This window comes from Streptomyces sp. NPDC096013, assembly GCF_044763565.1.
Taxonomy (GTDB): Bacteria; Actinomycetota; Actinomycetes; order Streptomycetales; family Streptomycetaceae; genus Streptomyces.
Genome location: NZ_JBIWGK010000011.1, coordinates 273801 through 285657, shown reverse-complemented (window position 1 = coordinate 285657; position 11857 = coordinate 273801). Strand labels below are relative to the sequence as shown.

Below are 11857 nucleotides of genomic sequence, written 5' to 3'. Positions count from 1 at the left end.
TCACACACATCGCCGCCGCACGGGAGAGCCCGGGAAAACCAGGTGTTCCCGCGGACCCGCGCCAGGCATCATCCGGAGCATGAGCGATACGGCGGAACAGGCTGAGCAGAGTGACCGGGCGACAGAGGCGGCCACCGACGAGGAACGCGCCCTGACGCGCCGCGCGCGGCGCACCGCCGCGAACCGCGCCGCGGAGCGCGCCCTCGCCCGCTACCCCTTCACCGAGCCCCTCCGGGAGCGGCTCGCGTTCCTCCAGGAGGCGGCCGGGCTGTACGACCTGGACGAGCCCTCGGACATGTACGGCAACGGCGTCGTCGAGGTCCTGGAGAAGCGGGTCGCCGCACTGCTCGGCAAGGAGGCCGCGGCCTTCTTCCCCACCGGCACCATGGCGCAGCAGGTCGCCCTGCGCTGCTGGGCCGGCCGCACCGGCGATCCCACGGTCGCCCTGCACCCGCTCGCCCACCCCGAAATGCACGAACGGGACGCGTTCAGCCAGGTGAGCGGGCTCCGCCCGGTCCATGTGACGAGCGAGCCCCGGCAGCCCACCGCCGACGAGGTACGCGACGTCCCGGAGCCCTTCGGGACGCTGATGCTCGAACTGCCCCTCCGGGACGCCGGTTTCCTGCTGCCCTCCTGGGAGGAGCTCTCCGCCCTCGCCGAGGCCGCGCGCGAACGCGACGCCGTGGTCCACTTCGACGGCGCCCGCCTGTGGGAGTCCGCCGCCCACTTCGGCCGCCCGCTCGACGAGATCGCCGACCTCGCGGACAGCGTCTACGTGTCGTTCTACAAGTCCCTCGACGGCCTCGGCGGCGCCGCGGTCGCCGGCCCGAAGACCCTCGTCGACGAGGCGAAGACCTGGCGGCACCGCTACGGAGGCATGGTCTTCCAGCAGTTCCCCACCGCGCTGACCGCCCTCGCGGGCCTGGACCGGGAGCTTCCCCGGCTGCCCTCGTACGTGGCCCACGCGCGCGTGATCGCCGACGCGCTGCGCGAGGGGTTCGCGGCGGCCGGGGTGCCCTGGGTGCGCGTCCACCCCGAGCGACCGCACACGAACGAGTTCCAGCTCTGGCTGCCGTACGACCCCGACGTCGTCATGGAGGCGGCGATCCGGCACACCGAGGAGACGAAGACCGCCCTCTTCGGCAATCCCTGGGGCGCGAGGGGCCCGGGCCTGTCGGTGACGGAGGTCTCCGTACGGGCCGCCGGCCTGGAGTGGACCGCCGACGACGTGAAGACGGCGGTCGCGGACTTCGTGGTCCGGCTGGAGGAGGATCTGAAGGGCAGCTGAGAGGGAGCTGCCGGGGGGGGCGGTCTTCTGGAACGCCTCCTGGAAGGCGACGGCCGCGCGGTGGGTACGCCCCTGGAAGGCGACGGCCGCGCGGTCAGCGGCGGAACGCGGAACACGGCCTCTGGTGTTGCCCGTCGTCGTCAGCAGGCGGACCGCGGGCGTGGCCGCACGAGTCGGCCCAGTGCCCGCCGTAGCCGACCACGGGCCGGGCGTCCGGTGAGGACCGCGCGGAACTCCAGGCGGCCGCGCAGCTCGCGGGTGGTCTGCCGGTCGTAGGTGCCGGGCGCGGGCGGCGGGATCTCGCCGAGGTGCTGGGCGCGGTAGGTGTCGAGGGCGTGCTGCTGGGTGATGCTCATGTCCTCAGGCTGCGCCGCTCCCCCGTGGCTGTCGCGTCGATTGACGGGCGGCGTCAAACGAGGGGAGCGCTGTCAGTGGCGGGGTGCACGATGGGGACATGAGCGTGCACATCGACATCACCGGGCTGCGGCAGGAGCGGATCACCTTCGTGCCCTCCCCCCTGGGCGAGCTGTGCATGGCGCTGCACGCGATGTCCGAGCCGGGGCACCACCCCGGACTCCAGGGCTGGGTCACCGGTGTCACCGCGCGGCTCGACCCGCATCTGGCCGACCGGATGTGCGAGGCGGACTTCCTGTGGCGGTCGACGTTCTCCGACCTGTTCCTGCCGTACGCGGGCATCCCGGGCCGGAGCACGCTCCCCGGGGCCACGCTCGCCGAGGAGCTGGACCTGCTGGACAAGCTGACGGACGAGCAGTTCGTGGACGCCGCGATGGAGTTCACCACCTGCGCGGTCTCGTACAGCACGGGCGGGCCGGGCCCGCTCACCGACGCCGGGATCCGGCGCCGCGCCCTGGAGCAGGCCGCCGCGCGGGGTCCGCATCAACTGGCTTTCACCGAGCGCCTGTTGGCCGACCCGCCGCGGACCAGGGCCTGGCTGCGGCAGTTCCTGGAGGACTGTGACGAGGCGTTCTTCGCGGAGACCTGGTCCCGGACGCACCATCAACTCGTGGCCGACGCCCGCCACAAGACGGACCTGCTGCGCCACAAGGGCCTCGCCGAAGCACTGACGTCGATGTCGAGCGCCGTGACCCTCGACGAGAGCGCCACGCGCATCACGGTCGACAAGCTCGGCACCGGCCGTACGGCGACCCAGGACGGCGGCCTCCTCCTGGTGCCCACGGCCCTGGGCTGGCCGCACCTGACGGTCCTGTACCGGTTCGGCTGGCAGCCCGTCGTGCACTACCCCGTGCACAACACCCCGAAGATCGCCGCGCCGACCTCCCTGGAGCAGCTGACCCTGCGGATGACCGCCCTGTCCCACCCGGTGCGCATGCGCCTGTGCCGCAGCCTGGCCCGGAGCGCGTTCACCACCAGCGAGCTGACCCAGGTGCACGGCATGACCGCCCCCGAGATATCCCGCCATCTCGGCGTCCTGAAGAAGGCCGGCCTGATCACCACCCGCCGCCGCGGCCGCTACGTCCTGCACCAGCTGGACGTCACGATGGTGGCCCGGCTGGGCAGCGACTTCCTGGAGGGCATCCTCCGGTGACCGCCCCGGGCACGGGCATCCCGCGGTAATCGCCCCTGGAGGGCGGCGGTCATCGCCCCGGGTGCCAGGAGTCAGCCGTGCCCGCCCGCCCGCACCAGCCCCGTCTCGTACGCCAGGACGACGACCTGCACCCGGTCCCGCAGGCCGAGCTTCGTCAGGATGCGGCCGACGTGGGTCTTCACGGTCGCCTCGGAGAGCACCAGGCGGGCCGCGATCTCGCCGTTGGACAGACCCTGGGCGACGAGGATCATGACCTCGCGCTCGCGCTCGGTGAGCCGCTCCAGCTCCTTGTGCTGGGGCTCCTTGCCGGAGGCGGGCAGCATCGGGGCGAAGCGGTCCAGGAGGCGCCGGGTCGTCGAGGGCGCCACCACGGCGTCCCCGCTGTGCACGGAGCGGATCGCGGTGAGGAGTTCGCCGGGCGGCACGTCCTTGAGCATGAAGCCGGACGCACCGGCCTTCAGCCCCGAGAAGGCGTACTCGTCGAGGTCGAAGGTGGTCAGGATCAGCACCTTCGGCGGGTTCTCGCCCTGGCAGATGCGGCGGGTGGTCTCCACCCCGTCCAGCTTCGGCATGCGGACGTCCATCAGCACCACGTCGACCGCGGTCGCGGCCAGCACCTGAAGGGCCTCGACGCCGTCGCCCGCCTCGGCGACGACCTCCATGTCCGGCTGGGCGGCGAGCACCATCCGGAACCCGGTGCGCAGCAGCACCTGGTCGTCGACGAGCATCACGCGGATCGTCATCGGGTCCTCTTCCGTTCCGTCAGGATCGTTCAACAATTGCTTCTACACGCCGTGAACCGGTGCAACAGGTCGGTCATCGGTCCAGCGGATCGTTCAACAAGGCGTTACAGGTGTCACTGCCCGGCACACGGAATGTCAGTGCGCCGGTTTGAGCGGAAGCAGCGCGCTGATGCGGAATCCGCCGCCCGGCCGCGGACCCGCGTCCAGCGTGCCGCCGACCATGCCGACCCGCTCGCGCATACCGATCAGACCATGCCCCTGCCCGTCGGCGCCGCCCTCCTCGTACAGCTCGTGCGGGGCGCCCTTGCCGTCGTCCTCGACCAGCAGCCCGAGACCGTCGTCGAAGTAGACCAGCCGCACACTGGCGCCGGTGTTCGGGCCGCCGTGCTTGCGGGTGTTGGTGAGCGCCTCCTGGACGATGCGGTACGCCGTCAGCTCGACGCCGCTCGGCAGCGGGCGCGGGGTGCCCTCGACCTTGAAGTCGACGGGCAGCCCGGACGTCCGGCACTGCTCGACCAGGTCGTCGATCTGCTCGACGTCCGGCTGCGGCACGTACTCGCCGGCCTCCTTGTGCTCGCCGGTGCGCAGCACGCCCAGCAGACGGCGCATCTCGGCGAGGGCCTGGCGGCCGGTGGAGGAGATCGTCTCCAGGGCCTTCTTCGCCTGGTCCGGCGCGGAGTCGAGGACATAGGCGGCGCCGTCGGCCTGGACCACCATCACCGACACGTTGTGGGCGACCACGTCGTGCAGCTCGCGGGCGATCCGGGCGCGCTCGGCGGCGACCGCGACCTTCGCCTGCGCCTCGCGCTCCTTCTCCAGCCGGGCGGCGCGCTCCTCCAGCTGCGCGAAGTACGCGCGCCGGGTGCGCATCGAGTCGCCGAGCACCCAGGCCAGCGCGAACGGCACCGTCTGGAAGACCGCCAGCGCAACCAGCCCGGCGGAGCTGGTCCCCTCCTGCGGCCAGCGGATCTGCGCGAGGGTCGCCGCGGACAGACCGGAGGCCAGGGCGAAGCGGGAGGCCCAGCGGGCACCGATCGCGGCGACCGTGTAGACGATCACCAGCATGGCGAAGTCGGCCCCCACGGGCTCGATGCCGAAGACCAGTTGCGCGAGGCCCGTGGCGGCGGCCAGGAGGAGCATCTTCTCCGGCCAGCGTCGGCGCAGCGCGATCGCCACACACATCACGACGGACGCGGCGATCGCCCCGGGCACCGTCCCATGCCGGCCCGACGCGTAGCTGGTACTCGCGATGCTCACGCCACTCAGCCCCAGCAGGAAGACAGCCCAGAAGGTGTCGACCCATGTCGGGTGTCTGCGGAGGAAGTCATAGAGGCGCTGCACGTAACCCAGCGTAGGGACGCGTGCCGTGTGCGGGGGTCAACCGGAGGATCGATCCGTATACGCCCCGCGTACTCCCCAAGGTGGAGGCCCCGTTGTCCTGTGCACTTAGTCTGACCACGTGACGGAAGACACCACGGGCCGGTGGCGCGGCTGGCGGACGGCGTCCCAGGAAGCGCTGTACGGGCCCGGGGGCTTCTACCGCAGGCCGGAGGGACCCGCCGGACACTTCCGTACGTCGGTGCACGCGTCGGCGCTCTTCGCGGCTGCCGTGGCACGGCTGCTGTGCCGGGTGGACGAGGCGCTGGGCGGTCCGGCCGCCCTGGACTTCGTGGACCTCGGCGCGGGCCGCGGCGAGCTGGTGACCGGAGTCCTCGGCGCGCTCCCCGCGGCCGTGGCCGCACGCGTGCGTGCCCACGGCGTCGAGCTCGCCGACCGTCCCGCAGGGCTCGATCCCCGCGTCGGGTGGACGGCCGAGCCCCCGAAGGGGATCACCGGGCTGCTGTTCGCCAACGAGTGGCTGGACAACGTGCCCGTGGAGGTGGCCGAGGTGGACCCGGGAGGCGTCCCGCGGCTCGTCCTCGTACGGGAGGACGGCACCGAGCGGCTCGGGGAGCCCGTCTCCGGCGCGGAGGCCGCGTGGCTCGCCCGGTGGTGGCCGCAGGCGCCCGAGGAGGGGCTGCGCGCCGAGATCGGCCTCCCCAGGGACACCGCCTGGGCGTCCGCCGTCGCCGCCGTCGACCAGGGGCTCGCGATCGCCGTCGACTACGCGCACACCCGGGACACCCGCCCCCTCTTCGGCACGCTCACCGGCTTCCGCGAGGGCCGTGAGACCGCTCCCGTACCGGACGGCTCGTGCGACATCACCGCCCACGTCGCCCTGGACGCCTGCGCGAGCGCGACGGCCGCCGCGCCGACGGCCGCACTCCCCGGCGCACGCCTGCTCACCCAGCGCGCCGCCCTGCGCGCCCTCGGCGTCACGGGCGCGCGCCCCCCGCTCACGCTGGCCTCGGCCGACCCGACGGCGTACGTCCGCGCCCTCGCGAGCGCCGGTGAGGCGGCCGAGCTCACCGCACCGGGCGGCCTCGGCGACTTCGGCTGGCTCGTGCAGCCGGTCGGCATCCCGAACCCGCTCGACCAGCCCTGAACAGCCCTTACTTGTCGATGTCCCCGACCACGAAGAACAGCGACCCCAGGATCGCCACCATGTCCGCCACCAGCGTCCCCGGCAGCAGCACCGCGAGCGCCTGGATGTTGTTGTACGACGCCGAGCGCAGCTTCAGCCGGTACGGGGTCTTCTCGCCCTTGCTGACGAGGTAGTAGCCGTTGATGCCGAGCGGGTTCTCGGTCCACGCGTACGTGTGCCCCTCGGGCGCCTTCAGGACCTTCGGGAGCCGCTGGTTGATCGGGCCGGGCTCCAGCTCGGCGAGCCGGTCGAGGCAGGCGTCCGCGAGGTCGAGGGCGTTGTGGGTCTGCTCCAGGAGTACTTCGAAGCGGGCGAGGCAGTCGCCCTCCTGGCGGGTGGCGACCTTCAGGGTGTCCTGGAGCTCGCCGTACGCGAGGTACGGCTCGTCGCGCCGCAGGTCGAAGTCGACGCCCGAGGCGCGCGCGATGGGCCCGCTCACGCCGTACGCGTGCACGGCCTCCGCCGACAGCGCGCCCACTCCGCGGGTACGGCCCCGGAAGATCTCGTTGCCGAGCACCAGGTCGTCGAAGCGGTCCATCCGGGAGCGCACCGCGGCGACGGCCTCCCGCGCGCGTGCCGTCCAGCCCGCGGGGACGTCCTCCTTGAGGCCGCCGACGCGGTTGAACATGTAGTGCATGCGCCCGCCGGAGACCTCCTCCATGACGTTCTGGAGCACCTCGCGCTCCCGGAACGCGTAGAACACCGGGGTGATGCCGCCGAGTTCGAGGGGGTAGGACCCCAGGAACATCAGGTGGTTGAGGACCCGGTTCAGCTCGGCGAGCAGGGTGCGTGTCCACACCGCGCGCGGGGGCACCTCCATGCCGAGCATGCGCTCCACCGCGAGGACGACGCCCAGCTCGTTCGAGAAGGCCGACAGCCAGTCGTGGCGGTTGGCGAGCATGATGATCTGGCGGTAGTCGCGCGCCTCGAAGAGCTTCTCGGCGCCGCGGTGCATGTAGCCGATCACCGGCTCCGCGTGCTGGATGCGCTCGCCGTCAAGGACGAGCCGAAGGCGCAGCACACCGTGCGTGGAGGGGTGCTGGGGGCCGATGTTGAGCACCATGTCGGTGCTCTCCGCGGCGCCGCCGATCCCGACCATGGTCTCCGTCGTGGGAGTCATGGACACAGTCTCTCGTACGTACGCTTGCGGCATGGAAACGGGGACTGCCGCCCAGGACGGCGCGGCGAGCGAGCCGGTGTGGACCGGGCTGCCGCCGGGGCTGCTGAAGATGCGACGCCTGTTGCTGGTGGTGTGGCTGGGGCTGCTGGCGGCGGCCCTGGGTGTGCCGCTGGGGCTGTTCGTCGGCCCGGGGTGGGCCGCGTTCGCGCTGCTGCCGCTCGCCCTGATGGCGTGGGGCTGGGTGGTGCTGGGCCGCAACTGGCGCTCCTGGAGGTACGCCGAGCGCGTCGACGACCTGCTGATCACCAGGGGCGTGCTCTGGCACCACGAGACGATCGTGCCGTACGGGCGGATGCAGCTCGTGGAGGTCACCTCGGGGCCCGTGGAGCGGCACTTCGGGCTGGCCAGCGTGCAGTTGCACACGGCCGCCGCGGCGACCGACGCGACGATCCCGGGGCTCGTGCCGGCCGAGGCCGAGCGGCTGCGCGACCGGCTGACCGAGCTGGGCGAGGCCCGATCGGCGGGGCTGTGACGACGCCGGGCGCCGAGAAGGACGTACCCGGGGGCGCCGGGACCATACGGGAGCACGTACCCGTGGTGGAGCGGCGGTTGCATCCGGTGACGCCGTTGCGGCGGGCGTGGGCGCCGGTCGCCGTCGTCATCGGGTGGGCGGTGCACGACCCGAACCAGGCGCAGGAACAGCTGACGAAGCTGACCACCATCACCCTGCTGATCGCGGTGGCCGTGATCGTGCCGGCGGCCGGCCTCTACGGCTTCCTGACCTGGTGGTTCACGCACTTCGCGGTGACCGACACCGAACTGCGCATCCGTACCGGCCTGGTGTTCCGGCGCACCGCGCACATCCGGCTGGAACGCATCCAGGCCGTCGACGTCACACAGCCCCTCCTCGCGCGCGTGGCGGGCGTCGCCAAGCTGAAGCTGGACGTCGTAGGGACCGACAAGAAGGACGAACTCGCGTTCCTCGGCGAGGGCGAGGCGCGGGCGCTGCGGGCCGAACTCCTCGCGCGGGCGGCCGGTTTCGCGCCGGAGACCGCGCACGAGGTCGGCGAGGCGCCCGCGCGGCAACTGCTGCACGTGCCGGGCGGCGTCCTCGCCAAGTCCCTGGTGCTGACCGGCGCCACCTGGGGATCGCTGGCCGCCGCCCTCGTCGTACCGCCCCTTCTGTGGCTGGCCACCGAGAGCGTGTGGACGGTCCTCGCGACCGCGCTGCCGCTGCTGGGCGCGGCGGGCGCGAGCAGCGTGGGACGGTTCGTCGGGGAGTACGACTGGACGGTGGGCGAGTCCCCGGACGGGCTGCGCATCGACCACGGGCTGCTGGACCGCACGCACGAGACGGTGCCCCCGGGGCGCGTGCAGACGGTACGGATCGTGGAGCCGCTGCTGTGGCGGCGGCGCGGCTGGGTGCGGGTCGAGCTGGACGTGGCCGGTTCGTCCAACTCGGTTCTGGTGCCGGTCGCCCCGCGCGAGATCGCCGAGTCGGTCGTCGCGCGGGTGCTGCCCGGCGTGACCGTGCCGCCGCGCGAGGCGCTGTCCCGTCCCCCGCGCCGGGCGGGCCGGTGCATGCCGCTGTGGTGGCGCGGCTACGGCCTCGCGGTCACCGACACGGTGTTCGTGGCCCGGCACGGCCTGCTCCGCCGGAGCACGGCGTTGGTGCCGCACGCGAAGGTGCAGAGCGTACGGCTGGCTCAGGGGCCCTGGCAGCGCCTCTGGCGGCTCGCGGAGGTCCACGTGGACACGGGGGCCAACAAGACCGTCACAGCCCGTCTGCGGGACGCCGAGGAGGCCGCGGAGCTGCTGCGCGGCCAGGCCGAGCGGTCACGGACGGGGCGCAGGGACGCCCGCCCGGACCGCTGGATGGCCTGACGGCGGGTCAGGAGGCCGCGCTGCGCAGCCCGTGGAGGTTGATCTGCTCGGTCTCGTCGTGTGCCGTCAGGTCGATGACCTGGCGGACGCCGACATCGCGCGAGCGGTCGTCGGCCGGCTTGAACTGCGCCTCGGCCTCCGCCTTGTGCACGGCCAGGGCCTCCTCGCCGACGACGTCGGCCAGGTCCTCGTTCTGTACGGCGTCCATCGCGGCGGGCGTCGCGCCCTTCTGCATCCCGAAGAAGTCGAAGCCGCCCTCGACCATCGGGCGCCGTACGGGAGCCGCCGGCACGACCGCCACCGCGGTCGGCACGGTGAAGTGCCCCGACGGCTGCGCGGACTGGGTGTGCTGGACGGACTGCGCGGCCGGGGGAACGGCGGCCGCGTGCTCATGCCCGTCGACCGCCTCGGGCTTCCCCTCCGCCTCGTCCTCCTGAGCGGCCTCCGACTCGGAACCGCCGCTGTCGGCGCGCACCGGGGCGGGTTCGGCGCCCCGGGACTCCTCGGCCTTCGGGGCGAAGTCCTTCGCCAGCGGGGCCTTCGACACCGGGGCCTTGGACGCGGAGTCCTTCGGCCCGGAGCCCTTCGGAGCCGACTCCTCTGGCCCGGCGTCCTTCGACGCGGGGTCCTTGGGAGCGGGGTCCTCGGGCCCGGGCGTCTCGCCGTCGCCCTCCTGCCGCCCCAGAGCCGCCTTGGCCCGCAGGAAGAGCTTGGAACCCTCCGGGGAGAACACCGTGGCCGCCGCGGGCTTCTCCGCAGCGGCGGCTACCTCGCCCGCCTCCGGCTCGTCGTCCTCGGTGTCGATCTCGTCTTCCGCGTCCGTCCCGTCCTCGGCGTCGACCGAAGCAGCCACAGCCTCGGTGTCGTCGGTCTCGGGAAGGTCGTCCTGCGACTCCGGCTCCACGTCCGCCACGACGTCCTCGCCCTGCCCCGGAACGGGCGGCAACGCGCGCGTGGGCTCCGCGGCCTCTATCTCCAGCAGCCGACGGCCCTCCAGGGCGCTCGCGCGCTCGGTCTCCGCCGTGGCGTACCGGCGCAGCAGCGCCGCGTGTTCGTTGCGCAGGCCCGCGAGTTCGGTGCGCTTGGCGCGCAGCTTGTGCTCCAGCTTGACGCGGAGTTCACGCGACTCGTCGAGGTCGGACTCGAGTTCGGCGAGCCGCTCCTCGTAACGCCACTCGTCGCTCGTACGCGCGCGTATCAGGTCGGCGACCTGTTTGCCCGCCTGTGTGTCCCAGCGGCGCATGAACGCCGCCCCGACGAGCGCGGTCGCGGCGGCGACGGCCGCCACGATGCGGAGCGCCGCCGGCTGCGAGAAGACCCAGGGCCCGAAGGCGCAGACGAGCGACACGCCCGCGATCGCCGAGGGGGGCAACAACCGGTGCAACGGCGGGGAATGGCGATGACGTCCACGTGGCATGGCCAGAAACTTACCGCGCGTAGGCGAATCATGGTGCCCCGCCCGGTAAAAACACAGCCACCCCTGTTCCCTCACACGGGTCCCGTGGTCACTTCCACCAGTCGGTGAGCCGCCCGCTGATCCACTGGAGGGCCGGCGGGATCTCCCGTCGCCAGGTGTTGAAGTTGTGGCCGCCGCTGTCCAGGATGATCGACGAGATACGGGTGGAGTTCCTGGCCTTCACCTGGGCGATGAATTTCAGGGTGTCGTTGTAGTTGTGTTCCCCGACCCTGCTGCTGGTGACGAGCAGTGAGGTGTCGGGCGCGGGACGGTGCTTGATGTACCAGGACAGGTTGGCCTCGTTCCGCAGCGTCCCGTCCCCCTGGAAGAGGTCTCCCGTGGTGGGGTCCTTCGGCGCCTTGTAGTACGGCGACAGGCCGGCCCCCGCGACATACGTCCCCGGGTGGTGCATCGCGAGTTTCAGGGCGCAGTAACCGCCCGTGGAATCGCCGATGATGCCCCAGCTCCCGGGCTTCTTGCTCACCCTGTAGTGGCTCACCACGGCCTCGGGAAGGTCATTGGCGAAGAACGACTCGGTCTGCGGTCCGCCCGGGACGTCCACGCACTCCGTGTCGCGCGGCGGCGCCACCGTGGGCCGCATCATCACCAGGATCATCGGCTGCATCCGGCCCGCCCTGGCCAACTCCAGGGCGGTGCGCGGGTAGTTCAGCTTGTCGACGAGCGCCTGTGCGGTGCCCGGGTACCCCGTGAGGACGACCGTCGCCGGGAACGAGCGCGTGCGGTACTGCGGCTGGAAGTACTCCGGCGGCAGGTACACGTACGCGGGGGTGGCGATGTGGGTCGTACGACCGACTATGTCGACCCGCTGCACCTGGCCCACGTGCCGCGGCCGTGCGGAGCCGCCCGGTGCGTCCACCCGCCGGGTGTCGACCACTTGGAGCGGACCGCCCGTGTCCTGGAGCGCCGAGTGGTCGACGACCACTCCCTGGTCGGTCTCCTTGCCGAACAGGTCGGCCCAGCTGGCGTAGAAGCCGAAGGACTGGTTGACACCGAGGCCGACCGAGGCGAACAGCACCAACTGGGTGGCCAGGAGCAGGCCGACGCGGCCGCTGACGGCCCGCCAGTTCCGCCTGGCCAGGCGGGGCCACAGCCACACTGTGCCGATGAACAGCAGCACGGCGCACGCGACCGCCAGTACCAGCACTTTCCTGCTCGTGAGTCCCATGAGCTGTCCCCGCCTGCGCTTTCCGCCCGCCGCGCGCACGCAAGTTTCGCGAGCGTTTGCCCCGGGCTTTCCTCTGCCTTTGAACCGGC

11 protein-coding genes are annotated in these 11857 nt (G+C 72.4%); 5 read left to right on the top strand and 6 right to left on the bottom strand.

Annotated elements, in window-relative coordinates:
- Positions 1-79: 79 nt before the first annotated feature.
- Positions 80-1288: a threonine aldolase family protein gene (locus ACIRB1_RS32775; protein WP_403467929.1), complete on the top strand. Its 1209-nt coding sequence runs from the start codon at positions 80-82 to the stop codon at positions 1286-1288.
- 140 nt (positions 1289-1428) lie between these two features.
- On the opposite strand, the gene ACIRB1_RS32770 is transcribed toward ACIRB1_RS32775, so the two are convergent.
- A complete protein-coding gene (locus ACIRB1_RS32770) occupies positions 1429-1644 on the bottom strand; it encodes a hypothetical protein (protein ID WP_403467928.1) in 216 nt (71 codons plus the stop codon).
- Positions 1645-1742: 98 nt separating this feature from the next.
- On the opposite strand from ACIRB1_RS32770, the gene ACIRB1_RS32765 reads away from it, so the two are divergent.
- On the top strand, positions 1743-2855 hold the full coding sequence (locus ACIRB1_RS32765; protein WP_403467927.1) for a DUF5937 family protein: 1113 nt from the start codon (positions 1743-1745) through the stop codon (positions 2853-2855).
- Positions 2856-2926: 71 nt separating this feature from the next.
- Here the strand turns inward: ACIRB1_RS32765 and ACIRB1_RS32760 are convergent, their stop codons facing one another.
- Both ACIRB1_RS32760 and ACIRB1_RS32755 read right to left on the bottom strand, forming a co-directional pair.
- On the bottom strand, positions 2927-3598 hold the full coding sequence (locus tag ACIRB1_RS32760; protein WP_328830739.1) for a response regulator transcription factor: 672 nt from the start codon (positions 3596-3598) through the stop codon (positions 2927-2929).
- Between the two features lie 135 nt (positions 3599-3733).
- Complete coding sequence (locus tag ACIRB1_RS32755; RefSeq protein WP_403467926.1) at positions 3734-4939, bottom strand: sensor histidine kinase; 1206 nt, start codon at positions 4937-4939, stop codon at positions 3734-3736.
- Positions 4940-5057: 118 nt separating this feature from the next.
- On the opposite strand from ACIRB1_RS32755, the gene ACIRB1_RS32750 reads away from it, so the two are divergent.
- A complete protein-coding gene (locus ACIRB1_RS32750) occupies positions 5058-6083 on the top strand; it encodes an SAM-dependent methyltransferase (RefSeq protein ID WP_403467925.1) in 1026 nt (341 codons plus the stop codon).
- Between the two features lie 7 nt (positions 6084-6090).
- Here ACIRB1_RS32750 and ACIRB1_RS32745 read toward each other — a convergent pair whose 3' ends face one another.
- Entirely contained in the window at positions 6091-7242 is a 1152-nt protein-coding gene (locus ACIRB1_RS32745) for an NADH-quinone oxidoreductase subunit D (RefSeq protein WP_352184043.1), read from the bottom strand.
- A gap of 31 nt (positions 7243-7273) precedes the next feature.
- Between ACIRB1_RS32745 and ACIRB1_RS32740 the strand changes: the two genes are divergently transcribed.
- Both ACIRB1_RS32740 and ACIRB1_RS32735 read left to right on the top strand, forming a co-directional pair.
- The gene (locus ACIRB1_RS32740) at positions 7274-7774 is read left to right on the top strand and encodes a PH domain-containing protein (protein ID WP_403467924.1); all 501 of its coding nucleotides are present in this window, start codon (positions 7274-7276) and stop codon (positions 7772-7774) included.
- Positions 7771-9126: a PH domain-containing protein gene (locus ACIRB1_RS32735; protein WP_403467923.1), complete on the top strand. Its 1356-nt coding sequence runs from the start codon at positions 7771-7773 to the stop codon at positions 9124-9126. The genes ACIRB1_RS32740 and ACIRB1_RS32735 overlap by 4 nt, the downstream gene beginning before the upstream one ends.
- Before the next feature lie 7 nt (positions 9127-9133).
- On the opposite strand, the gene ACIRB1_RS32730 is transcribed toward ACIRB1_RS32735, so the two are convergent.
- Together ACIRB1_RS32730 and ACIRB1_RS32725 are read right to left on the bottom strand one after the other, a co-directional pair.
- Positions 9134-10543, bottom strand: a complete 1410-nt coding sequence (locus tag ACIRB1_RS32730; RefSeq protein ID WP_403467922.1) for a hypothetical protein — start codon at positions 10541-10543, stop codon at positions 9134-9136.
- An 88-nt stretch (positions 10544-10631) separates the two neighbouring features.
- On the bottom strand, positions 10632-11768 hold the full coding sequence (locus ACIRB1_RS32725; protein WP_403467921.1) for an alpha/beta hydrolase: 1137 nt from the start codon (positions 11766-11768) through the stop codon (positions 10632-10634).
- Between the last annotated feature and the right edge of the window lie 89 nt (positions 11769-11857).